This window comes from Ornithinimicrobium sediminis, from assembly GCF_021272345.1.
In the GTDB taxonomy this organism is placed as follows: Bacteria; Actinomycetota; Actinomycetes; order Actinomycetales; family Dermatophilaceae; genus Ornithinicoccus; species Ornithinicoccus sediminis_B.
In genome coordinates this window covers 1-23570 of sequence record NZ_JAJSDQ010000005.1, presented here as the reverse complement: position 1 = coordinate 23570, position 23570 = coordinate 1, and the positions used below count along the sequence as shown (strand labels likewise).

23 protein-coding genes and 1 tRNA gene are annotated in these 23570 nt (G+C 71.7%); 4 read left to right on the top strand and 20 right to left on the bottom strand.

Translation table 11 applies throughout. From position 1 onward, the window contains the following. Positions 1 to 5: 5 nt before the first annotated feature. The gene (locus LVO85_RS12100; RefSeq protein WP_232747741.1) at positions 6 to 806 is read left to right on the top strand and encodes a DUF554 domain-containing protein; all 801 of its coding nucleotides are present in this window, start codon (positions 6 to 8) and stop codon (positions 804 to 806) included. Between the two features lie 43 nt (positions 807 to 849). Here LVO85_RS12100 and LVO85_RS12095 read toward each other — a convergent pair whose 3' ends face one another. The 13 genes from LVO85_RS12095 to LVO85_RS12035 form a co-directional block, all read right to left on the bottom strand. Then, on the bottom strand, positions 850 to 1467 hold the full coding sequence (locus tag LVO85_RS12095) for an ANTAR domain-containing response regulator (protein ID WP_232747946.1): 618 nt from the start codon (positions 1465 to 1467) through the stop codon (positions 850 to 852). Between the two features lie 106 nt (positions 1468 to 1573). Continuing rightward, positions 1574 to 1656: transfer RNA gene (locus tag LVO85_RS12090), tRNA-Leu, on the bottom strand. 28 nt (positions 1657 to 1684) lie between these two features. Beyond that, the gene (gene pyk, locus LVO85_RS12085; protein ID WP_232747740.1) at positions 1685 to 3142 is read right to left on the bottom strand and encodes a pyruvate kinase; all 1458 of its coding nucleotides are present in this window, start codon (positions 3140 to 3142) and stop codon (positions 1685 to 1687) included. Between the two features lie 20 nt (positions 3143 to 3162). Beyond that, positions 3163 to 4071 (bottom strand): prolipoprotein diacylglyceryl transferase, encoded by a 909-nt coding sequence (gene lgt, locus LVO85_RS12080; protein WP_232747739.1) that lies wholly within the window; start codon positions 4069 to 4071, stop codon positions 3163 to 3165. A gap of 5 nt (positions 4072 to 4076) precedes the next feature. Then, complete coding sequence (locus tag LVO85_RS12075; protein WP_232747738.1) at positions 4077 to 4802, bottom strand: DsbA family protein; 726 nt, start codon at positions 4800 to 4802, stop codon at positions 4077 to 4079. Next, the gene (locus LVO85_RS12070; RefSeq protein WP_232747737.1) at positions 4802 to 5272 is read right to left on the bottom strand and encodes a MauE/DoxX family redox-associated membrane protein; all 471 of its coding nucleotides are present in this window, start codon (positions 5270 to 5272) and stop codon (positions 4802 to 4804) included. The genes LVO85_RS12075 and LVO85_RS12070 overlap by 1 nt, the downstream gene beginning before the upstream one ends. Continuing rightward, positions 5269 to 6054, bottom strand: a complete 786-nt coding sequence (trpA, locus tag LVO85_RS12065) for a tryptophan synthase subunit alpha (protein WP_232747736.1) — start codon at positions 6052 to 6054, stop codon at positions 5269 to 5271. Before trpA ends, LVO85_RS12070 begins: the two co-directional genes overlap by 4 nt. Continuing rightward, the gene (gene trpB, locus LVO85_RS12060; RefSeq protein WP_232747735.1) at positions 6047 to 7276 is read right to left on the bottom strand and encodes a tryptophan synthase subunit beta; all 1230 of its coding nucleotides are present in this window, start codon (positions 7274 to 7276) and stop codon (positions 6047 to 6049) included. Before trpB ends, trpA begins: the two co-directional genes overlap by 8 nt. After that, positions 7273 to 8091 carry an indole-3-glycerol phosphate synthase TrpC gene (trpC, locus tag LVO85_RS12055; protein WP_232747734.1) on the bottom strand — a complete coding sequence of 273 codons (819 nt, stop codon included), beginning with the start codon at positions 8089 to 8091 and terminating at the stop codon, positions 7273 to 7275. Before trpC ends, trpB begins: the two co-directional genes overlap by 4 nt. Positions 8092 to 8166: 75 nt before the next feature. Further along, the gene (locus tag LVO85_RS12050) at positions 8167 to 8379 is read right to left on the bottom strand and encodes a DUF6704 family protein (protein ID WP_232747733.1); all 213 of its coding nucleotides are present in this window, start codon (positions 8377 to 8379) and stop codon (positions 8167 to 8169) included. A gap of 73 nt (positions 8380 to 8452) precedes the next feature. Further along, complete coding sequence (locus LVO85_RS12045) at positions 8453 to 9043, bottom strand: Trp biosynthesis-associated membrane protein (protein WP_232747732.1); 591 nt, start codon at positions 9041 to 9043, stop codon at positions 8453 to 8455. Further along, complete coding sequence (locus tag LVO85_RS12040) at positions 9043 to 10800, bottom strand: ABC transporter ATP-binding protein (protein WP_232747945.1); 1758 nt, start codon at positions 10798 to 10800, stop codon at positions 9043 to 9045. The genes LVO85_RS12045 and LVO85_RS12040 overlap by 1 nt, the downstream gene beginning before the upstream one ends. Before the next feature lie 65 nt (positions 10801 to 10865). Further along, a complete protein-coding gene (locus LVO85_RS12035; protein ID WP_232747731.1) occupies positions 10866 to 12767 on the bottom strand; it encodes an ABC transporter ATP-binding protein in 1902 nt (633 codons plus the stop codon). A 146-nt stretch (positions 12768 to 12913) separates the two neighbouring features. On the opposite strand from LVO85_RS12035, the gene LVO85_RS12030 reads away from it, so the two are divergent. Genes LVO85_RS12030 through LVO85_RS12020 form a run of 3 tightly spaced genes read left to right on the top strand, consistent with a single transcriptional unit; the run spans position 12914 to position 15382 of the window. After that, the gene (locus tag LVO85_RS12030; RefSeq protein ID WP_232747730.1) at positions 12914 to 13570 is read left to right on the top strand and encodes a TIGR03085 family metal-binding protein; all 657 of its coding nucleotides are present in this window, start codon (positions 12914 to 12916) and stop codon (positions 13568 to 13570) included. After that, positions 13567 to 14226 (top strand): nucleoside/nucleotide kinase family protein, encoded by a 660-nt coding sequence (locus LVO85_RS12025; RefSeq protein ID WP_232747729.1) that lies wholly within the window; start codon positions 13567 to 13569, stop codon positions 14224 to 14226. Before LVO85_RS12030 ends, LVO85_RS12025 begins: the two co-directional genes overlap by 4 nt. Next, positions 14219 to 15382, top strand: coding sequence for an FUSC family protein (locus tag LVO85_RS12020; RefSeq protein ID WP_232747728.1), 1164 nt, complete (start codon positions 14219 to 14221; stop codon positions 15380 to 15382). Before LVO85_RS12025 ends, LVO85_RS12020 begins: the two co-directional genes overlap by 8 nt. A 62-nt stretch (positions 15383 to 15444) precedes the next feature. On the opposite strand, the gene LVO85_RS12015 is transcribed toward LVO85_RS12020, so the two are convergent. The 7 genes from LVO85_RS12015 to LVO85_RS11985 form a co-directional block, all read right to left on the bottom strand. After that, positions 15445 to 15900 carry a PH domain-containing protein gene (locus LVO85_RS12015; RefSeq protein ID WP_232747727.1) on the bottom strand — a complete coding sequence of 152 codons (456 nt, stop codon included), beginning with the start codon at positions 15898 to 15900 and terminating at the stop codon, positions 15445 to 15447. Positions 15901 to 15925: 25 nt separating this feature from the next. After that, positions 15926 to 16582, bottom strand: coding sequence for a ribulose-phosphate 3-epimerase (gene rpe / locus LVO85_RS12010; RefSeq protein ID WP_232747944.1), 657 nt, complete (start codon positions 16580 to 16582; stop codon positions 15926 to 15928). Between the two features lie 34 nt (positions 16583 to 16616). Then, entirely contained in the window at positions 16617 to 18071 is a 1455-nt protein-coding gene (locus LVO85_RS12005; protein ID WP_232747726.1) for an RsmB/NOP family class I SAM-dependent RNA methyltransferase, read from the bottom strand. Then, positions 18064 to 19008 carry a methionyl-tRNA formyltransferase gene (gene fmt / locus LVO85_RS12000; RefSeq protein WP_232747725.1) on the bottom strand — a complete coding sequence of 315 codons (945 nt, stop codon included), beginning with the start codon at positions 19006 to 19008 and terminating at the stop codon, positions 18064 to 18066. The genes LVO85_RS12005 and fmt overlap by 8 nt, the downstream gene beginning before the upstream one ends. A 5-nt stretch (positions 19009 to 19013) precedes the next feature. Next, entirely contained in the window at positions 19014 to 20768 is a 1755-nt protein-coding gene (locus tag LVO85_RS11995; RefSeq protein WP_232747724.1) for an ABC transporter ATP-binding protein, read from the bottom strand. Beyond that, positions 20768 to 21832: an ABC transporter permease gene (locus LVO85_RS11990; RefSeq protein ID WP_232747723.1), complete on the bottom strand. Its 1065-nt coding sequence runs from the start codon at positions 21830 to 21832 to the stop codon at positions 20768 to 20770. The genes LVO85_RS11995 and LVO85_RS11990 overlap by 1 nt, the downstream gene beginning before the upstream one ends. 64 nt (positions 21833 to 21896) lie before the next feature. After that, entirely contained in the window at positions 21897 to 23414 is a 1518-nt protein-coding gene (locus LVO85_RS11985) for an ABC transporter permease (protein ID WP_232747722.1), read from the bottom strand. Positions 23415 to 23570: the final 156 nt, after the last annotated feature.

Sequence of the window (23570 nt, the reverse complement as noted above, 5' to 3'; positions counted from 1 at the left end):
ACCTCGTGGAAGCCGCCTTCCCCGGGCTGGGGACCGTCATCAACGTGGTCGCCGTCATCCTCGGCGCCCTGGCCGGGCTGGCCCTGGGCAACCGGCTGAGCGACCACGTGCGCTCGGTGGTCACCGACGCTCTCGGCCTGGTGACCCTGCTCGTCGCCGCGCTGTCCGCCTACGAGGTGACCTCACCGGCTCTCGTGGAGGCGGTGGGCACCGGTGTGCCCGTGCTCGTCGTGCTGGGCAGCCTCCTCATCGGTGGTATCGCGGGGTCGCTGCTGCGCATCGAGCACCGGCTGGCGTCCGTGGCGGGCGTGATCCAGGCGTATGCCGCCCGCTCAAGGCCCTCGGACCAGGTGGGTGCCCCCGGCGCCGGGGCCCGGCCCGAGCACGACTCTGCACGTGAGCGGTTCATCGAGGGCTGGCTCACGACCTCGCTGCTGTTCTGTGTGGGACCGCTGACCATCCTGGGCTCCCTCAACGACGGGCTCGGGCGGGGCATCGACCAGCTCGTCCTCAAGTCGACCCTCGACCTCTTCGCCGCGATGGCCTTCGCCGCCTCGTTCGGCATCGGTGTGCTCTTCTCCGCCGTCTCGGTGGCCGTGGTCCAGGGCAGCCTCACCGTGGTCGGCGTCGCCCTCGGCTCGGTCGTCCCCGAGGCGCACATCGCGGCCCTGACCTCGGTGGGCGGCCTCCTGCTGGTCGGCATCGGGCTGCGTCTGCTGCGCGTGCGGGAGATCCCGGTCGGAGACCTGCTGCCCGCACTGGTCGTCGCGCCGCTCCTGGTCAGCCTGGTGTCCTGGCTGACCTGACCCGGGCCGGGGCGCCCCGGCCGGCGTGCCGGCCTCGCGGGGGCTACTTCTTGTCCGGCATGCCCGCGATGACCGCGTCAGCCACCTCGCGCATCGACAGCCGACGGTCCATCGCCGCCTTCTGGATCCAGCGGAACGCGTCGGCCTCACTCAGCCTGAGCTGCTGCATCAGGAGCCCCTTGGCCCTGTCGAGCCGCTTGCGTGTCTCGAAACGCTCGCCGAGGTCGGCCACCTCGTCCTCGAGCGCCTTGCGCTCCTGCCACCTGGCCCGGGCGATGTCCAGCGCGGGGAGCACGTCATGCGCCGAGAACGGCTTGACCACGTAGGACATCACGCCGGCGTCGCGGGCGCGCTCGACCAGGGTGCGGTCGCTGAAGGCGGTCAGCATGACCACCGGGGCGATGCCCTCGCGTCCGAGCACCTCGGCAGCACTGATGCCGTCCACGCCCGGCATCTTGATGTCCATCACGACCACGTCCGGGCTGTGCTCACGGGCCATGGCGACCGCCTGCTCCCCGTCCGAGGCCTGTCCCACCACCTCGTGGCCGGCCTCGGTGAGCATCTCGGCCAGGTCCAGGCGGATGAGCGCCTCGTCCTCCGCCACGACGATGCGCAGCCCCGGGGCCGGCTGGTCGGAGGTGTCCGCCGGCTGCTCCGCCATGCCGGGGCCCGGCCTCGCAGTGTCCGCACCGTCGGGGGTGTCGGGGGTGTCGGGGGTGTCGCTCACGTGTCACACCTACCTGTCGGCCGATCCTGTCCTGCACCTGTGCCGGGAGCGGGACTCGAACCCGCACGCCCTTTCGGGCAGAGCATTTTGAGTGCTCCGTGTCTGCCGTTCCACCACCCCGGCCGGGGACCGGCACAGCATATCCGCTCGCCTACTGGCCTGCCCGCATGTGCGCGTAGGCATCCGCCCGCCCGTGGACGGCGTCCCCGACGCGGTGCAGGCGCAGCGCGTTGGTGGACCCGGGCACCCCGGGCGGGGAGCCTGCCACGATCACGATGAGGTCGCCCTCCTGGCACCGTCCCTCGCGCAGCACGGCCTCGTCGACCTGCATGACCATCTCGTCGGTGTGCTCGACATACGGGGTGAGGAAGGTCTCCACGCCCCAGGTCATCGCCAGCTGAGAGCGCGTGGCCGCCTCGGGGCTGAAGGCCAGCATGGGCACCTTGGTGCGCAGCCGGGCCATCCGCCGCGCCGAGTCACCGGTCTTGGTGAAGGTCACCAGGTACTTCACGTCCAGCAGGGCTGCGATGTCGGCGGCCGCTCGGGTCACCGCTCCACCAGGGGTGCGGGGCTTGGTGCCGAGCGGGTCGATCCGCTCCAGAGCCTCGGTCTCGGTCGCCTCGATGATGATGGACATCGTCTCGACGGCCTTGATGGGCCAGGCGCCCACGCTCGTCTCACCGCTGAGCATGATCGCGTCAGCACCGTCGAGCACCGCGTTGGCGCAGTCGCTCGCCTCGGCGCGGGTGGGGCGGGGGCTGGTGATCATCGACTCCAGCACCTGGGTCGCCACGATGACCGGCTTGGCGTTGCGCCGCGCGATCTCGACGGCACGCTTCTGCACCAGCGGCACCTGCTCCAGGGGGAGCTCGACGCCGAGGTCTCCGCGCGCCACCATGATGCCGTCGAAGGCCGCGACGATCCCCGCCAGGTTCTCGACCGCCTGCGGCTTCTCGATCTTGGCGATCACGGGCAGCCGCACGCCCTCCTCGTCCATGATCCGGTGGACGTCCTCGATGTCCTTGCCCGAGCGCACGAACGACAGGGCGATGACGTCGACGCGCGTCCGTAGCGCCCACCGCAGGTCGTCCGCGTCCTTCTCGCTCAGCGCAGGCACGCTGACCGCGGTCCCCGGGAGGTTGATCCCCTTGTTGTTGGACACCTCGCCCCCGATGAGGACCTCGGCCCGGACATCGGTGGCCGTCACCTCGGTGGCCCGCAGGTGCACCTTGCCGTCGTCGATCAGCAGGTCGTCTCCCACGGCCACGTCACCGGGCAGCCCCGCGTAGGTCGTGCCGACCTCGTGACGGTCCCCCGGGACGTCCCGCGTGGTGATGACGAAGGTGTCCCCCTCCTCCAGCACGACCGGGCCCTCGGCGAAGGTGCCGGTGCGGATCTTGGGACCCTGCAGGTCCGCGAGGACCGCGACGGCACGCCGGCCTTCGTCGCCGGCGCGCCGGACCAGGTGGTACCGACGTTCGTGGTCCGCGTGGTCGCCGTGGGAGAGGTTGAGCCGGGCGACATCCATCCCGGCGTGGACGAGGTCCCGCACCTGCTCGAAGGTGTCGACGGCGGGGCCCAGGGTGCAGACGATCTTGGCGCGACGCATGGGGACCACCCTATGCCTCTTCAGGCCTCGGGTGTTAGCGCTTTCTCAGGGTCGTTCCGGTCCTGTCCAGCCTCTGTCCTCGCAGGTCCCCGCACCGGGTAGTCGGCCTTCGACCCGCGCCAGAAGTACAGCGCGACGCCGACCAGGAACACCAGGACGGACACCCACACGTTGACCCGCTGCCCGAAGACGATCTCCGCCGGGTCGGTGCGCATCAGCTCGATCACCAGACGTCCTGCGGTGTAGCCCATCAGGTAGAGGGCCACGACCTGGCCACGGGCGAACCGCACGCGTCGGTCGAGCACGAGGATGAGAACGGCCACGAACAGACACCACAGCGACTCGTAGAGGAAGGTGGGCTGGAAGGTGCCCAGGACGACCGCCTCGCCGGAGGCGTCGCGCACGGCTTCCCCGGCACCCGCGTCCCACTGGTGGATCGTCAGGGCCCATGGTGCGTCCGAGGGCCCGCCGTAGAGCTCGTTGTTGAACCAGTTGCCCCAGCGGCCGAGCGCCTGGGCGACCAGCAGACCCGGCATGAGGGAGTCGGCCAGGTCGAGGAAGGAGTGCCCGTGCCGCCGGCAGCCGATCCAGACACCGACCGCACCCAGCGCGACCGCACCCCAGATGCCGAGCCCGCCCTCCCAGATCCGCAGGGCGTCCCAGGGCTCCCCACCCTCACCGAAGTAGGGTCGCGGGCTGGAGACCACATGGTAGATGCGCCCCCCCACGATGCCGAAGCCGATCGCCCAGGGCGCGACGTCGTAGATCTCCTCCCCTGTGCCGCCCCGGCCCTTGAGCCGGTGCTGGGTGATCCAGATCGCCGCCACGATACCGACGAGGATGCACACGGCATACGCCCGCACCGGGAGCGGCCCGAGCCACCACACCGCCTGCTCGGGGCTGGGCAGCCCGGCCGCGAAAGCCTGCATGGGGGTCACTCGTGCGCCGCCAGCACCGAGTCCAGGGCACCCGGGTCGCTCTGGAGCAGCGACAGCTCCTCACGGCTGAGGGTCTCGCCGTTCACGACCAGGGTCGGTGTGCTGGCCACGCCTTCGCGGTTCGCTGCCTCCTGCATGTCGGTGACGTAGTCGAGGTAGGTGCCCTCGGCGACGCAGGTCTCGAAGCCCGAGAGGTCCTCGCCCTCGAGTCCGACCTGCTCGGCGAAGCCCACCAGGTCGGCGTCGGTCCAGCCCGCGCCCTCGGTGGGCTGGCTCTCGTAGGCCGTGGCGTGCCACTCGGAGAAGACCCCCGCGTCGCCGGCGCAGAGGGCCGCGTTGGCCGCCCGGGACGAGGTGTCGTTGCCCAGGTTGCCGTCCAGGAAGGACATGATCGTGTGGGTCAGCCGGATCTCCCCTGCCTCTGCCTTCTCGGTGAGTCCCTCACCGATCGACCGCGCCAGCACCCCGCAGAACGGACACTGGAAGTCCTCGTAGACGTGGACGGTCGTGGCGTCCTCGGGCGCGTCCGGGTTGACCACGATGCCCCCGCCGGCGGGCAGGGTGTTCGCCGCGCCCTCGGCCTCGAGGCCGTCGCCGCGCACCGCGAGGTACACGAGGACGGCCACCAGCGCGACCAGCACCGCGGTCACGGCCCCGATGAGGCCCAGAGGCGGTCCGGAGGGCTTGGCGGGGGTGGCCTTGGGGGCCGGGGGTCGGGGCATCAGGTCCGTCCTCGTCTGAGCAGGGTGTCGACAGCAGCCAGGGTATGCGGTCGCGCCACCAGCCAGAGGCCCGCCACGGCCAGGCCGATGTCGCGCAGGATCTCCTCGAGGTACCGCGTGTCCTCGGGGTCGACGGGGCCCCCGTCCCCGAAGCACCCACAGTCGATCGCCAGCCCACGCGTCCAGGCCGAGGCGATGCCCGCCACGAAGACCAGCATGAGGAGGGTGCCCACCAGCGCGGAGGCGCGGGTGAACAGACCCAGCACAAGCAGTGCGCCGACGGCGATCTCGACGACCGGCAGGGTCACCCCGATGAACCTGGCCAGCTCGTAGCCGACCAGCTCGTAGGCCACCACGGCCTGGACCGAACCGGTGAGGTCTCCCACCTTGAGCCATCCTGCGACGAGCAGCACGACTCCGAGCACGAGCCGCGCCACCAGCCCGACGGCGTCGAGGACCCGGGGGCTCATCGCCGTCGGACGCCCTGCGCGAGCTCCTCCGTGAGGGCTCGCAGACCCTCCCGGGTCGAGTCGTCCCGCAGCGCGGCGACGAGCGCCGACCCGACGATGACGCCGTCCGCGAACGCGGCCACCTCGGCGGCCTGGTCCCCGGTCGAGACTCCGAGCCCCACGCAGACCGGCAGGTCGCTGACAGCCCGCGTGCGGTCCACCAGCACACGCGCGCCTCCTCCGACCGCGGTCCGCGCGCCGGTCACGCCCATGGTGGAGGCGGCATACACGAACCCCCCGCACGCGGCGGTGGTCATGGCCAGTCGCTCGTCGGTGGAGGACGGGGCGACAAGGAAGATCGGGTCCACCCCGTGCGTGCGCGCCGCCGAGGTCCACACGGCGGCCTCGTCGGGGATGAGGTCGGGGGTGATGAGCCCGGAGCCGCCGGCGGCCGACAGGTGGGCCGCGAAACGGTCGGGGCCGTAGCGCAGCACCGGGTTCCAGTAGCTCATCACGACGGGCACCGCGCCGGCGGCACGTGCCGCCTCGACACAGCGGAAGAGGCCGGCGAAGCGGAAGCCCGCCCGCAGCGCCGTGTCGGCCGCGTCCTGGATGACGGGTCCGTCCATGAGCGGGTCGGTGTACGGCACGCCCACCTCGATGATGTCGGCACCGGACTCGGCCAGGGTGGTGACGGCGAGCTCGGAGTCGTGCTGGGTGGGGTAGCCGGCAGGCAGGTACGCCACGAGCGCCGCTCGGTCCTCGTCCCTGCAGCGGGCGAAGACGGCACCCAGCTCACTCACGCGGGGCGCCCTGGGCGTCGAGCAGGCCGAACCAGTGGGCCGCGGTGTCCATGTCCTTGTCCCCGCGACCGGAGAGGTTCACCAGGATGTGCGTCCCGGGCCCCGCCTCCCGGCCGAGACGCAACGCGCCGGCCAGCGCGTGTGCGCTCTCGATCGCCGGGATGATGCCCTCGGTCCGACAGAGCAGGGCGAAGGCGTCCATGGCCTCGGCGTCCGTCACCGGGTGGTACTCGGCACGACCGGAGGCGTTGAGGTAGGCGTGCTCCGGTCCCACCGAGGGGTAGTCGAGGCCGGCGGAGACCGAGTGCGACTCCAGCGTCTGGCCGTCCTCGTCCTGGAGGACGAACGTGGCAGCGCCGTGCAGCACACCGGGGACCCCGGTCGCGAACCGTGCGGCGTGGCGACCGGTGTCCACACCCTCGCCCCCGGCTTCCAGGCCGACGAGCCTGACGGACGGCTCGTCGACGAAGCGGTGGAAGATACCGATCGCGTTGGACCCACCGCCGACGCAGGCACAGACGATGTCGGGCAGCCGCCCGGTCAGCGCCAGCAGCTGGTCGTGCGCCTCGGCCCCGATCACCGAGTGGAAGTCGCGCACCATGGAGGGGAACGGGTGCGGTCCGGTCACGGTCCCGAGGAGGTAGTGGGTGTGCTCGACGTTGGTCACCCAGTCGCGCATCGCCTCGTTGATCGCGTCCTTCAGCGTGGCGCTGCCGTGGTCGACGGCCACCACCTCGGCCCCCAGCAGCCTCATCCGTGCCACGTTGAGGGCCTGCCGCTCGGTGTCGACCTTGCCCATGTAGACGACACACTCCAGGCCGAGGAGAGCCGCCACGGTGGCGGTCGCGACGCCGTGCTGGCCGGCACCGGTCTCCGCGATGACCCGGGTCTTGCCCATCCTGCGGGTGAGAAGGCCCTGTCCGAGCGCGTTGTTGATCTTGTGCGAGCCCGTGTGGTTGAGGTCCTCGCGCTTCAGGAAGATGCGGGCGCCGCCGGCGTGGGCTGCGAAGCGTGGCGCCTCGGTCAGCGGGTTGGGCCTGCCGGTGTAGGTGCGCTGGAGCTCCTGCAGCTCGGCCTGGAACGCCGGGTCGGTCAGCGCGTCCAGACGCGCGCGGTCGAGCTCGTCGAGGGCAGCCACCAGAGCCTCCGGCACGTACCGTCCACCGAAGTCACCGAAGCGCCCGGCGACCATGGCCGCGGCCGTCTCGGCATGGGTGCTCATGCGCGGGCCGTCCCGTGCAGCGCGGGGTGTGCCCCTGCGGCGACCAGCTCCGCCACGGCCTCCCGCGGAGAGTCACCGGTGACCAGTGCCTCCCCGACGAGCACGGCCCGGGCACCGGCGCGCGCGTACTCCAGGACGTCCAAAGGACCGCGCACACCCGACTCCGCCACGCCCACGACGTCGTCCGGCAGCTGCGGGGCCAGCCGGGCGAACGTGCCCCGGTCCACCTCGAGCGTCTTCAGGTCGCGGGCGTTGACACCGACGATCCTGGCGCCCGCGGTGAGGGCCCGGGCGAGCTCCTCCTCGTCGTGCACCTCGACCAGCGCCTGCATGCCCAGGGACTCGATCCGCTCGAGCAGTCCGGTCAGCTCCTCCTGCTCGAGCGCGGCGACGATGAGCAGCACCAGGTCGGCACCGTAGGCCCGCGCCTCCCAGACCTGGTACGGGTCGACGACGAAGTCCTTGCGCAGCACGGGGATGTCCACCTCCGCACGGACCGCCGACAGGTCGGCCAGGCTGCCACCGAACCTGCGCTCCTCCGTCAGCACGCTGACAGCAGCGGCTCCACCGGCTGCGTAGTCCGCGGCCAGGGTGGCGGGGTCGGCGATGGCGGCCAGCGCACCCTTCGACGGGCTGGACCTCTTCACCTCGGCGATGACGTGCACCCCGTCGCCCCTGCTGAGGGCCGACCATGCGTCCAGGGGGCTGGGCGCCCGCTCGGCCAGGTCGCGGACCTGGTCCATGGGGCGCACGCGCCGCCGGGCGTGCAGGTCCTCGCGGACCCCCTCGATGATCTGCTCCAGGACGGTTGACACGCTCCCCAGCCTAACCGCGTGCCGAGGTGCCGCTGACCACGACCCTCGTGAGCAGCACCGTGCCGTGCGGTGCCGTCAGTGCTTGCTCTCGTGCTTCTCGGCGCCGTAGCCGGCGGCCTCCAGGGCGACCCAGGCGCCCACCCCCAGGACCACCGCAGCGACACCGGTCCAGGTCAGCCAGCTCAGACCGAAGTAGATGCCGACCGACAGCAGCACGCTGGCCAGCAGCAGGATGCCCACGCCCGTCCAGGAGGCGATGCTGTGTCCGTGACCGTACTCGTCTTCCATGGGTCTCCTCGCTCGGCGTCGTCAGGGGCACCCTGCCCGCCGCCATTGTGCCAGCACCGGCGGGCACCGTGCGTCAACCCGCGGAGTCGTCCTCGGTGGGGTCACGACCTGCGCTGAGGTCGTCCCACGCGGCCGATGCATCGCGCCGGGCCTGCTCCTCGGGACGGACCGACCCGGCGAGCGGGGCCGGGGTGTCCGCAGACGTCCTGCCACCGCGAGCCCGTGGACGGTCGACGAGGCCCAGCACGGCGCCGGCCAGCAGCGCGACACCCGCGACGACCACGACCCACGGCCAGGGCGTCGCCACTGCTCCTTGCACGGCCTGAGCGCTGGAGCCCGCCGTGCTGAGCACTGCCTCCTGGACGCCGGATGCGGGGTCGACCACAGCCCGGACCCCGGACCACACCAGCCACAGGCCCGAGACACCGGCAAGTGTCAGCGCCACCGCTCGCACCGCACCGCGGGTGAGCAGACCGGCCACGACGGCGGCCAGGGCGAGCAGGGCCGCGGCACCCGCCGTGGGCGACACCTCCGAGCCGGTCACCGGCACGGTCAGCACCCCGAGGACGGGGTCGAGCACCCGCGCGTCGGCCCAGGTCCGCCCGGTCCCCACCAGCGCCGTGACGGCGCCCACGAGGAGCAGCAAGGCACTGGCTGCGCGCATCAGGAACCCTCCTGCTGCTGAGACGCCCACGAGGCATACATCGCCGTGTACACCCCGCCACGACCCACGAGGTCACGGTGCGGCCCTTCCTCGACCACGCGGCCCTGGTCCACGACGATCACCGTGTCGGCCGCCTCGGCGGTGGACAGCCGGTGCGCGATCGCCACCGACGTCCGGCCGCGGGTCAGACCCTCCAGGGCGCGTTGGATGCGCACCTCCGTCGAGGGGTCCACCGCGCTCGTCGCCTCGTCCAGGACCAGCAGGTCGGGGTCGGCGAGGTAGGCACGGGCGATCGCCACGAGCTGGCGCTCCCCCGCGGACAAGGACTCTCCTCGCTGCCCGACCTGGGTCTGCAGCCCGTGCGGCAGCCCCTCGACCCAGGAGTCGAGCCCGAGCTCGGTCAGCGCGAGAGCCACGTCCTCGTCGTTGGCTGTCGGCTTCCCGAAGCGGATGTTGTCCACGAGGGTCTGGTCGAAGAGGAAGCCTTCCTGGGGCACCATCACGACGCGGCGCCGCAGCGAGTCGAAGCGCAGGGCCCGCAGGTCGACACCGTCGAGCAGGACACGTCCGGAGGTCGGGTCCATGAGGCGCGTGAGGAGCTTGGCCATCGTCGTCTTGCCCGATCCGGTCTCACCCACGATCGCCACTCTCGTCCGCGGCGCGATGGTGACGTCGACGTCGCGCAGGACCGTCTCGCCCCCCGGGTAGGCGTAGGCCACGTCCTCGAACTCGACGGTGATGGGACCACGCTCCTGGTCCACCCCCTCCTCGCCGGGGTCGGCCACGTCCGCCGGTGTGTCGATGACACCGATGACACGCCGCCAGCCGGCCACCGCGTTCTGCATCTCGTTGAGGATCTCGGTGGCCATCAGCACCGGCTGCGTGAAGAGGTTGACCAGGAAGAGGAAGGCCAGCAGCTCGCCGAGCGAGATCCGCCCGTCGACCGCGAGCACCGTGCCGACGACCAGGACGACCGCCGTGGTGAGCCCCGCGAAGCTCTGACCGGACACGAAGGCGAGCACCGACCTGACCTGTGCGCGGATGGCTGAGCGACGATGGTCCTCGATCGCGGCGTCCATGCGGGCGGCAGTGCGCTCCTCCACGCCGTACGCGCGGATGGTGACCGCTCCGACCACGGACTCGGAGATCGCGCCGAGCATGTCCCCGACCCGTGCACGCACCTCGCCGTAGGCACGTCCGAGCATCGGCTGGAACCAGCGGATCAGCACCACGAGCGGCAGGAAGCAGAGGTAGACCACACCGGCGAGCAACGGGCTGTAGACCACCATCAGGGTGGTCGCGACGACGATCTGCGCCGTCGAGATCAGCAGCATCAGCCCGCCGAACTGCACGAACATCGAGATCGTGTCCACGTCACTGGTCACCCGTGACACGAGGGCTCCCCGGCGCTCGGTGCTCTGGGTGAGGACGGACAGGTCGTGGATGTGGCGGAACGCCGTCATGCGGAGCGTGGCCAGGCCCGACTCGGCCGCCTTGAACAGCCGCAGGTTGACCAGGTACTGCGCGAAGCTGGTGAGCAGGACGACGCCGGCAGCCAGGAGGATCGCCGTCAGGACGAAGCCGACGTCCGGCCCGCCCGTCGCCATGATGCCGTTGTCCGTCGTCTGCTGGACCACGAAGGGGATGAGGACGCGTCCCACGGTCGCCACCAGCGCCAGCACCACGGTGACGCCGAGGCCACGTCGCAGCTCCGGGGACAGCTCGAAGCCCCGCCGCAGCGTGTCCAGCGTGCCCATCTCCTGGCTGCCGCCGATGCGGCTGCCTTCCGTGCCCTCGGGCTCCCGCCGAGCTGTCGGAGCCGTCACGAGCCCTCCTCCTCCGCCGCCAGAGCAGCCCGTTCGGCCGCCTCCCGGCTGTAGGCGTTCACCAGGTCGGCGTAGCCGCTGCACCGCTCGAGGACCTCGGCATGGCTGCCCTGGTCCACAACCTCACCCCGCTCGAGGTAGACGACGTGGTCGGCGAGCGTGATGGTCGCCATGCGGTAGGCGACCACCAGGACCGTCATGCCGTCCCGGGCCTCGCGCAGACCCTTCAGGATCGCCTGCTCCACCGAGGGGTCCACCGCGCTGGTCGCGTCGTCCAGGACCAGCATCCGCGGACGACGCACGATGGCACGGGCCAGGGCGATGCGCTGCCGCTGGCCACCCGACAGGGTGCCGCCCCGCTCCCCGATCTCGGTGTCCATGCCGTGTGGCAGGTGGTCCACGAAGCCGTCGGCGCGAGCGATCCGCAGCGACTCCTCGACCTGCTCACGCGTCACGTCCGTGCCGAGCGCGACGTTGCCCAGCACGGTGTCGTCGAACATGAACGTCTGCTGCGAGACCAGGGCCGCCACGTCCGGCACGCCGCCACGGCGGACCTCCCTGAGGTCGATGCCGTCGAGCTGCACCGTCCCCGAGTCGGGGTCCACCAGACGCAGGACGATGTTGGTCAGGGTCGACTTGCCCGATCCCGTCGGGCCCACCAGAGCCGTGGTGGAGCCCGCAGGCACGTCGAGGGTGACCCCCCGGATCGCGGGGACCCGCTCCGTCGGCCCCTGCGCGGCCACCGACCCGTGGTCGACGTCCGCCCCGAGCTGCTCACGGCCGACCTGGCTGACGTAGGCGAACTCCACCGTGTCAGAGCGTGAGTGCGCCGGCCCTGCCCCGGTGACCTCGTGACGGCCGTACTCCATCGACCCTCCGGCTCGGAGCACGGCGTCCACGCGCCGGTGCCCGACCACCGAGCGCGGTATCTCCGCCAGCACCCACCCGAGCGCCCGCACCGGGAAGGCCAGGATCGAGAAGAGGTAGGCCACCTGCACGACCTCTGCAGCGGTGAGGTCGCCGGAGGCCACCCGCGCCGTGCCGGCGCCGATCACGGCCAAGGTGCCGAGGGTCGGGATGGCCTCGATCACCGGTTCGAAGACACCTCGGGTGCGACCGACCGCGATGAGCGAGTCGCGCAGGTCGTGGGTGACGACGCGGAAGCGGTCGGTCTCCTCCCGCTCGCGGCCCATGGCCTTGACGACCAGGCCGGCCTCGAAGGACTCGTGCGCCACCTCGCTGACCTCGGCCCGCAGCTGCTGGGCCCGCGTGATGAGCGGGGACATGAACCGCTGGAAGACGAGGTTGGCGGCGAACAGCCCCGGGAAGACCAGGAGCCCGATGAAGGCCAGCAACGGGTCGACGACGAACATCTGCACACCGGCGATGACCAGCATCACGACCACCCCGATGGCCATCGGCAGGGGGTTGAAGACCTGCCAGGTGGCCTCGATGTCGGAGTGGGCGTTGGACAGCAGCTGCCCCGAGGGGTGCGCATGGTGCCACGTCAGCGGTAGCCGCAGGTACTGCCGGGTGACCTTGCGGCGGTCACCGGCCTGGAGGTTGAAACCGGCCATCGTGGCCATGACCCGGCGCAGGATCACCCCGACGACGTTGACGAGCAGGACGGCGGCGAGGAGCAGGAAGATCGTCCACAGCTCGGCCGAGGTGACGGAGCCGGCCGTGACCGCGGGCGTGATGATCGTGCCGGTGACGTGACCGATCGCCCACGCGGTGGCCACGGTGGCAGAGGCCCACAGCACCGCTCCGACGACGGCGACGGTGCTCAACAGCCGCTGGCGCCTCATCCCGGACCAGATGACGGCCAGCCCCTGGCGCAGCACGGCCCTGCTCGGGCGTGGCGGCGTCAGGGGTCGCGATGCAGAGGCCGCGGTCATGGGTGGGGGATCCTCCGGTGGGGGGCGGACAGCACGAGACCTCCACCGGCATCGTCGCGGCACGGTGTCGTGCTGTGCCGCGGAGAGCGTGCTGGGGAGGAGCTCCTATCCTCGCACGCGGTGCCGACACACCCAGCCTGTGGTGTTTGGATGAGCCCATGCACCTCGCGCGTCGACTTCGCCACACCCTGAGCGACACCGCTCGTGACCTGGGGCCGGACGCTCCCACTCTCTGCGACCCGTGGTCGGTGCGCGAGCTCCTCGCGCACCTCGTCGTGCGGGAGCGGCGACCGGACGTCCTGCCGGGCATCCTGCTGGGGTCCACGGTGTTCGGGCGTCACACGGAGCGTGTGCAGGCCGCGGTCGCCGAGCAGGACTTCGCGCAGCTCGTGGACCGTGTCAGGTCCGGCCCCCCGGCCTGGTCACCGACGTCCGTGCCCGTGCTCGACGAGCGGGTCAACACCACCGAGCTCCTGGTCCACCTGGAGGACGTGCGACGGGCCCAGCCGGGGTGGGCCCCGGCACCCGCTGACGACGACGTCGACGCGGCGGCCTGGACGGCCGTCACCGCTGCCGGCCGGCTGCACTACCGCTCGGCCCCTGTGGGCGTGGTGCTCGTCGCTCCCGGGCGCGGGCGAGCCCTGGTGCGACGTCCTCCCACCGGCCGGTCCTCGGTCGTGGTGACAGGGGCTCCCCTGGAGCTGCTCCTGCATGCGGTCGGCCGCACGGCAGCGGCCCACGTCCAGCTGGACGGCGAGCCGCAGGCCGTGAGCGCGCTGACCGCCCAGGAGCGCTCCGTGTGACCGCCCACCCGCTTCGGCTGGTCGGGTGCGGCTCCGGGACTGCCGGTGCCCTGGCCGATGCGCTGCTGTCCCGACCCCACGCGGGACGCCCCGCCCTGGCCGGCGTCGACGGCCGCAGCGGAGCAGGCAAGACGCTGCTCACCCGGGCGCTGGACCGCGAGCTCCGCCGGCGCGGCGCCACCACCACCGTCGTCCACATGGACGACCTGTATGCCGGATGGAGCGGCCTGGTCCCCTCGCTGCCGGTCCTGCGCGACCAGGTGCTGAAGCCGCTGCGTGCGGGACGGGCAGGATGCTTCCGGCAGTGGGACTGGCACCGTGGAGCGCCCGGTGCCGTGACCGAGGTGCCGGCGTCGTCGGTCGTGCTGGTCGAAGGTGTCGGTGCGCTCGCTGCCTGGCCGGGCGCCTACGACCTGCGGGTCTGGGTGCAGGCACCTGCGGAGGTGCGGCACCGGCACGCCGTGGCCCGGGACGGCACGGACACCCGACGACACTGGGACGACTGGGCCGCCCAGGAGGACGTCGTGCTCGGCGGGGACCGGTCCGCGGGTCCCCCCTGGAGCGTCGACGCCGTGGTCTGCGTCGTCGGCACGGCAGCGTCACGGAGCCGCTCAGGCCCCGCGCCCACGCCGGCACCGGACGGCGACCGTGGCTGACACCACCGGGACGCCCCTGACAGGACGCGTGCGGCAGCGGGCCGGTCTCCTGGTGACCGCCCGTTCCCTACGGCTGCGTCTGGGCCGGCTGCGCGACCGGTCGTGGATGATCGCGCAGGCGGCGGTCGGCGCGGCCCTGGCCTGGTGGGTGGCGAGCACCGTGCTCGGCCACCCCCTGCCCTTCTTCGCCCCGGTCACCGCCATGGTCTGCCTCGGCCTGACCTACGACAACAGGGTCCGCCGGGTGATCGAGCTGACCATCGGCGTGGCCATCGGCGTCTTCGTCGGTGACCTCTTCGTGCAGCTGTTCGGCAGCGGTGTGTGGCAGATCGCGGCCGTCTCGTTCATCGCGATGTCCCTGGCGGTCCTCGCCGGCGCCGGGCAGCTGCTCATGCTGCAGGCCGGCATCCAGGGCGTCATCGTCGCGACGCTGGTCGCCGGCGACGGGGAGGCGCTGAGCCGGTGGGTCGACGCACTGGTCGGCGGTGGCGTGGCCCTGGTGATCGCTGTGGTCGCTCCCGGCACGTCGACGGTCCGCAGACCCCGGGAGCGTGCCATCGCGGTGGTCGCGCACCTCGCGTCGGCCCTGGGCAACACGGCCGAGGCGCTGCGCGAGCGTGACGTCCACCGTGCGAGGGAGGCGCTCAGCGCCGCCCGCGGCCTGCACTCCGAAATGGAGGAGCTCACCGAGGCGGCCACCGAGGGCCTCGCGGTGGCCCGGCTGGCCCCGCTGCGCCGCCAGCACCGCTCGGGTCTGCTCGCCATCGGTGCGGTGCTGGAGCCGCTGGACCTGGCGATCCGCAACGTCCGGGTCCTGGTGCGCCGTGCCGAGGTGGCCCTGAGCGACGGGGAACGCGTGCCCGACTCCTACGTCGACATGGTCGACGAGCTCGCCATGGCCACCCAGCACATCGCTGACGAGCTCGCTGCCGGCCGCAGCGCGGAGGAGGCCCGCGAGGACCTGGTGCACCTCGCCCGCGCCTCGACCTGGAGCCGCAGTGGGGCGGGGCTGTCCTCCGAGGTGATGCGCGCCCAGGTGCGGTCCACGGTCGTCGACCTGCTCGTGCTCACCGGCATGACGCGGAGTGAGGCCCGGCAACGGGTCCCGCAGACCCGCGACGACCTCGACCCCGGCCCCGGTGCCGACGGCACCTGAGCGGCCTCCGGTGCGCCTCACCGGCGGCGACGGGCGCAGCACCCGGGAGGGCGGGGTCCGGCTCAGCTCCGAGCCGAGCCGTGGTGGGCCACCAGGGCGGCCAGCCGTGCCGCCTCCTTGTCGGCGAAGGCACCGTCGGCGCGCTGGATCGCCATGACCGAGACCTCCTCGGTGTCCGCGAGCTCCAGGACGACCCAGGGGGCCCCACCGGAGAAGCCGACGCTGAGGATCTCCGCCCACTCCAGGTCGTGGCTGCGCACCAGGTTGACGACCCTCAGACCGGTGCGGCTGGGCACCGCGCGCAGTCTGGCGTACCGCCACAGGAAGGCTGCGACCGCGACGCCGAAGGCGAAGGTCAGCAGACGGTCGGGGAGCCCGAACCCGGCGGCTCCGCCCTCCGGCACCACGAAGGCCAGGACGGCGAAGGCCACGAGGCTGCCCAGTGCTGCGACCCTCGCCACCAGCGCACCGCGCCGGGGACGGAAGGTCGCGTAGGCCGCGGTGGCGTCAGGAGTCACGTGCCCAGGCTACGTGCTGTGCCGGTCAGTGCCGGTGACCGGCAGCCAGGTCGCGCAGGGCTCGCACCTGGGCCCCGGCGTCCTCCGCGCCGTAGACGGCCGAACCGGCCACGAAGACGTCGGCACCGGCCTCGACACAGCGGCCGATGGTGTCCGCGGACACCCCGCCGTCGACCTGCACCCAGATCTGGCCACCCCGCCGCTCGACGGCCTGCCGGACCTCACGGACCTTGGCCATCTGGTCATCCATGAACGACTGTCCGCCGAAGCCGGGCTCGACCGTCATCACCAGCACCATGTCCACCTCGGCCAGCAGGTCGGCATACGGGGCGAACGGGGTGCCCGGTTTCAGCGCGAAGGCGGCCCGGGCGCCGGCGGCCCGGACCGACCGGGCTGTCGCCACGGCGTCTCGGACCGCCTCGACGTGGAAGGTCACCGAGGCGGCACCGGCCTCGGCGTAGCCCGCGGCCCACCGGTCCGGGTCGTCGATCATGAGGTGGCAGTCCAACGGGACCGGGCTGACCCGGGCGAGGGCCTCGACGACCGGCAGGCCGAGCGTGAGGTTCGGCACGAAGTGGCCGTCCATCACGTCGACGTGCGCCCAGTCGGCCTCGGCGATCCGGTGCAGCTCACGTTCGAGGTTGGCGAAGTCGGCGGACAGGATGCTCGGACAGATCTGCAGGCTCACCCGGCCACCCTAACCGTGGGGGTCCGCCTCAGTCGCGGCGCAGGAGAGCGACGAACATCCCGTCGGTGCCGTGCAGGTGCGACCACAGCTGTGCGCCCGGGCCGGTGCCTGTGCGGGGCAGCGGCAGCCCGGCCCGGTCACGGAGCAGCGGACGGGCGTCCTCGACCGTGACCCCGCCGAGCCGTTTGACGACGTCGGCCACGACCAGCCGTGTCTCGGCCAGGTGCGGGGAACAGGTGGCGTACGCCACGACACCTCCGGGACGCACGGCGCGCAGGGCCGAGGTCAGCAGGTCCCGCTGCAGCGGCCCGAGGGTGGTGAGGTCGTGCGGTGTGCGTCGCCAGCGCGCCTCGGGCCTGCGACGCAGCGCACCCAGACCGGTGCACGGCGCGTCGACGAGCACCCGGTCGAAGGCCTCCGGGCTCTCCTCCCCCACGATCCGTCCGTCCGACACGGTGACCTCGACGCGCGCGCCCGCGGCGACGGCGGCCCGCAGCGTGTGCCGGACGAGCTCGGCGCGGTGCTCGCTGATCTCGTTGGCCTGCAGGTGCGCCCCCCGTGCGAGCGCGGCGGCGGCGAGCAGACCTGCCTTTCCACCGGGCCCTGCGCACAGGTCGAGCCAGCGCTCGTCCCTTCCCTGCAGGGAGGCGTCGAGCAGGGCAGCCGTCACCAGCTGCGATCCGGCGTCCTGGACCGCGGCCCGGCCGTCGCGCACGGCCGGCAGCCCGCCCGGGTCACCGGCCGCCAGGGTCCAGGCTGTGGCACAGGTCTCGGAGGGCTGGGCACCTGCGGCCCGGAGGGCCTCCTCGGCTCCCAGGCCGGGACGGGCCGCCAGGGTCAGGGCCCCGGGCGTGTTGTGGGCGTGCAGCAGCGCGGCAAGGTCCTCGTCGACGGAGCCGACGTCGGCGGCCCCGTGCCCGAGCAGCGCTGCGCGCAGAGCTCGCACCACCCAGACCGGGTGCGAGTGCTGGAGGGCAAGCCGATCGACAGGGTCCGCGAGCTCGGCGGTGACGATCTCCACCCAGTCCTCGGCGCTGCGCTCGCTGACCCGGCGCAGGACGGCGTTGACGAACCCGCCGGAGCCCTGGCTGACGTGCTGCCTGGCCACGGCGACGGTGGCGCTCACGGCCGCATGGTCGGGCACCCGCATGGCCAGCAGCTGGTGCGCACCGAGGCGCAGCACGTCGAGGACCGGACCGTCGATGCGGTCGACGGGTCGTTGGGCTGCACGGGCGACGACGGCGTCGTAGAGGCCCTGCATGCGCAAGGTCCCGTAGGTCAGCTCGGTGGTGAAGGCGGCGTCCCGTCCGTGCAGCCCGGCGCGGCGGATCTGCTGGGGCAGCTCGAGGTTGGCGTAGGCACCGTCCGCGACGGCGCGCAGGGTGCGGTATGCCGTGTCACGGGGCGGGTCTGCACGGCGCTGGCGCTGGGCAGGCGTCTGCGCAGACCGGCGCCGCGGGCCGCCGCGAGGTCGCTCACCCACCGGAGCCCTCGCCGAGACGCTCGTCCTGGCCCGGTCTGGCGCCCCGGGCCCAGGCCGCCGCCGGCATTGCCGCCCTGCCCTGCGGCTGGACCGTGCCCAGCCGGACCGGTCCCGCACCCGTGCCGACGAGCACCTCGTGTCGGCCCACCCGCAGCCCACCGGCGGGAAGAGGGGCCGCGGTGTCGTCGACGAGCTCCACCGGATGCACCTTGAGGCGCTCGCCACGGAAGGTGGTCCAGGCACCGGGCGCCGGGGTGCAGCCCCGGATCTGCCGGTCCACGGCATACGCGGGTCGTCCCCACCGGACAAGGGCGTCGTCCACGGTGATCCTGGGCGCGTGGCTGACCCCCTCCGACGGCTGCGGCACCGGCACGACCTCCCCTCGCTCCAGCGCGTCCAGCGTGCTGACCAGGAGGCCGGCACCGGCGTGCGCCAGCCGGTCGAGCAGGTCACCGGCGGTGTCGGTGGGTCGGACCGGCTCGGTCAGGGTGCCGAGGACCGGTCCGGTGTCCAGCCCTTCCTCGAGGAGGAAGGTCGTCGCCCCGGTCATGGTGTCACCGGCCATGATCGCGCGCTGCACCGGAGCAGCACCCCGCCAGGCCGGCAGCACCGAGAAGTGCAGGTTGACCCAGCCCAGGCGGGGGACTGCCAGCAGGTCGGGGGGCACCAGCACGCCGTAGGCGACCACCGGACACACGTCCGGTGCCAGGTCCCTCAGCACCCGGCCCGCCTGGGGGTCACGGAGCGTCGAGGGCGCCAGCACCGGCACACCGGCCTGCTCGGCGACCACCCGCACGGGCGAGGGAGCACGTCGGCGCCCGCGGCCGCTGGGTGCGTCCGGGCGGGTGAGCACCCCGACGACCTCGTGCTCCGACGCCAGCAGAGCACGCAGCGAGGGCACCGCCGCCTCAGGAGTCCCGGCGAAGAGGACACGCATCGTGCTCAGCGCCCGGACCCGTCCTCGTGACCGACCAGCTTGAGCTCGGAGATCTCGTCGCCGAGCGCGAGCAGCAGGTCGTGCCGCTCCTCGCGTCGCTGCCGCTGCTCCACCGGGTTGGGCACGGGGGCGGCGGCCAGGAGCCGCTGGGTGTACTCCTCCTGGGGGTTGTGCAGGATCTCCTCGCGCGGCCCGGCCTCGACCACCCGGCCGTTCTGCAGGACCACCACCTTGTGGGCGAGCAGGTCGATGACCGACAGGTCGTGGCTGATGAACAGGCAGGCGAACTTGTAGTGCTCCTGCAGCTCGCTGAAGATCCGCAGCACCTTGGCCTGGACCGACACGTCCAGGGCAGAGGTCGGTTCGTCGGCCACCAGCAGCTCGGGGTCGAGCGTGAGTGCGCGTGCCACGCTGATCCGCTGACGCTGCCCACCGGAGACCTCGTGGGGGTAGCGGTTGTAGACCTCGCGGGGCAGCTGCACCGCCTCGAGCAGCTCGTAGACCTTGTCCTGGCGCGACTGCCGGTCACCGACCTTGTGCACCACCATGGGCTCGGCGATGCACTCGCCGATCGGCATCCGCGGGTTCAGCGAGGCGGCCGGGTCCTGGAAGATGACGCCGATGCGCCGGCGGACCGCCTTGAGCTGCGACCTGTTCAGCTGGGTGATGTCCTGCCCGAGGAGCTGGAACTCGCCGCCTGCGGCCGGGATGAGCCCGAGGGCGCACCGCCCGATGGTCGACTTGCCCGACCCGGACTCCCCGACCAGCCCGACGATCTCCCCCTGGCGCACCTGGAAGCTGACGTCGTCGACCGCCCGGAACGGAGGCTTGCCCAGACGCTGGTACTCGATGACCAGGTTGCGCAGGTCGATCGCGAGGTCACCCGTCTCGTCCAGGTCGTCCTTGACGTGGATGCCCATCTGGCCGCGCCCGGCGCCGAGACGAGGCACCGAGGCCAGCAGCATCTTGGTGTAGTCGTGCTGCGGGTTGAGCAGCACCTCCTGTGCCGTCCCCTGCTCGACCAGCTCACCCTTGAACATCACGGCGACCCGGTCGGACATGTCGGCCACCACACCCATGTTGTGGGTGATGAGCAGGATCCCCGTGTTGAGCTTGTCCTTCAGGGACCGCAGCAGGTCCAGGATGTCGGCCTGCACGGTGACGTCGAGCGCCGTGGTGGGCTCGTCCGCGATGATCACTCGTGGGTCACAGCTGATCGCCATCGCGATGACGACCCGCTGCCGCTGGCCACCGGAGAGCTCGTGGGGGTACTGCTTCACGCGCCGCTCGGGCTCGGGGATGCCGACCATCTCCAGCAGCTCGATCGCACGCTTCTCCGCGTCCCTGCCCACGGCGAGGCCGTGCAGCTCCATGGACTCGGTCAGCTGCATGCCGATGGTCAGCACGGGGTTGAGCGCCGTCATCGGCTCCTGGAACACCATGGCGATGTCGTTGCCGCGCAGCTTGCGCATCGCACGCTCGGAGATCGACCCGACGTCCTTGCCGTTCACCACGACGTGCCCGTTGATGCGGGCGTTCTTGGGCAGCAGGCGCATGGCGGTCATCGCGGTGACCGACTTGCCGGAGCCCGACTCGCCGACCACGGCGACGACCTCCCCGGGCTTGACGTCCAGGCTCACACCCTTGACGGCGTGCACCGAGCCGAACTCGGTCTTGAACCGCACGTCCACGTCCTCGAAGGACAGGACCGCGCCGGTGTCACTGGTGACGGTGGGGATCTCTGGGACAGCGGTGGCCATCAGTCGGCGCTCCTGTTCTGACGGGGGTCGAAGGCGTCACGCAGGCCGTCGCCCAGGAAGTTGACGGACAGCGCGATGGCCAGGATGAACATGCCGGGCCACCAGAACAGCCAGGGACGGGACGTGAAGGCGGTCTGGTACTGCGAGATCAGCAGGCCCAGCGAGGTTTCGGGCGGCAGGATGCCGTAGCCGAGGAAGCTCAGCGCGCTCTCCAGCAGGATGGCCGCCGCGATCGTCAGCGTGGCGCTGACGATGATCGTGCCGATCGTGTTGGGCAGGATGTGCTTGAAGATGATGCGGCCCGACGAGCTGCCGATCGCCTCGGCGGCGGTGACGAACTCCCGCTCCCGCAGCGAGAGCACCTCCCCGCGCACGAGCCGGGCCAGACCGGTCCACACCAGGATGCTCAGGGCGAGCGCCAGAGCCCAGATGCCACCACCGGCGATCTTGGCCACCACCGCCGCCAGCACGAGCAGCGGGATGACGATGAACAGGTCGGTCATCCGCATCAGGACCGCCTCGACCCAGCCGCGGTAGTAGCCGGCCGCTGCCCCGACCAGGGTGCCGATGAGCGTGCTGAGGATGCCCACCGTGAACGCGATGGTCAGCGACTGCTGGGCTCCGCGCATCGTCAGGGCGAAGTAGTCCTTGCCGGTGTTGTCCTGGCCGAAGGGGTGCTCCCCCAGGCTCGGCGGCCAGAGGCTGAGCGTCGGGCGGCCGCCGTCGAGCACCGTCGCCCCCGTGAGGTAGGACTTGCCCCACCAGCCGGGAACGGGCCCCCAACCGATCGAGGTCACCGAGAGCACGAGGATGCCCACCAGGACACCGAGGGAGATCAGGGCTCCCTTGTGCCGGAAGAAGCGTCTCCGCACGAGCTGGCCCTGGCTGTAGGACTTCTCCGACAGGTCCAGCTGCTTCTCGACGGAGAACCTCTTCTCGAGCTCGTCGACCCGCTGCGGCGACCCGGGGTCGGCCGAGCCGGGGTAGGGCGAGGGCGAGAGCCGCTCCTCGCCGGACCCGGGTAGGTGCGGGCGGTCCTGGTCGGGACGGTCGTTGTCGTTCATCGCACACCTCCGAGGGGGCAGGTCCGGGCGGCACCGGTGGGCGTGGTCGGCAGCCTCATCGCACTCACCGCCTGATCCGTGGGTCGAGCGAGGCGTAGGCGATGTCCGCGAGCATGTTCATCAGCACCGCCGCTGTGCCTGTGACGAGGTAGAAGGCCATCACCGGGTTGGGGTCGACCGTGTCGAGCCCGGCCTGGAACATCGCGCCCATGCCGCTCCACCCGAACACCCGCTCGGTCACGACCGCACCGCCGATCAGGGACGCGAAGTCGAAGGCGACGATGGTGGTGATCGGGATCAGCGCGTTGCGCAGCGCGTGCCGGGTGTTGATCACCCGGTCGGACAGTCCCTTGGACCGAGCGGTGCGGATGTAGTCCTGCTGCGTCGTCTCCAGCATCGAGGAGCGCGTGTAGCGCGAGTAGCTCGCCAGCGAGATCACCGTCAGGACGATGGTCGGCAGGATGAGCTGGGTGCCCCAGTTCCAGATCTGCTCCCAGAAGTTGCCGGAGAATCCGGGGGTGCCCGACCCGATCGTGGAGATGGGCCTCCCGGTCTTGTCGACGAAGGTGCCCCAGTTGCGGAGGAGCTCGTCGAAGAACACGAAGCCTCCGAAGGCCAGGGCGGTGCCGACGCTGACCCAGACCGCCGTCCGGCGCTCGTAGCCGCCCAGCGCGAAGCCCACGCCCACCCCGACCACGACGGAGATGGCGGCCAGCGCGAAGACCAGGCCCCAGGAAGGGTCCTCCATCATCGGGCCGACGACGAAGTAGAGCACGGTCCCGATGGCGATGGTGACCAGCCCCGCGGTGATGACCTTGCGGTTGCGCAGGCCCGAGGTGAGCATCAGCAGCAGACCGAAGGCCGCCAGGCTCAGGAGCAGGATGAGCGGGAGCCCCAGGGCGGGACGGAGCCACCAGCCCACGGAGTCGAAGTAGGTCACGACTGCGAAGAGCACGACGGTCGTGGCGCCGAAGCTGATGAGCCGACGTTGCATGTCACCGCCGGCGACGGCCGACACGGTGAGCCCGAAGACCAGGGCGATGAGCAACGTCGTGACGGTGGAGACGGTGGGGTCGGCGATCCAGTCGTTGAAGCCGATCGCGCCGTACTGCTTGAGCAGCACAGCCGCCCAGAACACCGGGAGCGAGAAGAAGATGAAGGCGGCGAAGGTCACGGCGTAGTCGAAGCCGGAGTACTGGCGGATCGCCGAGAGCACACCCATCGTGACACCGAGGACGATGGCCAGCGCCGTGGCCAGCGTCACCAGCCGCAGGCTGCTGCCGGCGGCCTGCACGAGCATGCTGTTGATGTCGCCACCGCCTCGGCTGGTCCCCAGGTCGCACTGCAGGACGAGGCACTTGCTCGCGCCGGTGAACCACATCCAGTAGCGGACGTACCAGGGTTCGTCGAGGTTCATGGCCTCGACGCGGGAGGCGATCAGCTGGTCCCGGTTCTCCGCACGGCTCTCGCGCAGGTCCTCGAGCGGGTCACCGGAGTTGATCGTGAGGATGTACAGCAGCACCGATCCCGCCCACAGGACGAACAGCGAGATGCCGATGCGGCGGAGGATGAACTGGAGCACGTGACTTCTACCCCTCTTCGGGACGGGCGCCACGTGGCGCCCGCCGGTGGGCTGAGCCTAGCTGTTCTGCCCATGGAGGTTGGGTACGCGGTCGGCGGGTGAGGCGCCCTTGAGTGCGGTGTGGCCGCGGTGGTGATTGTAGTGATGTAGGAAGTC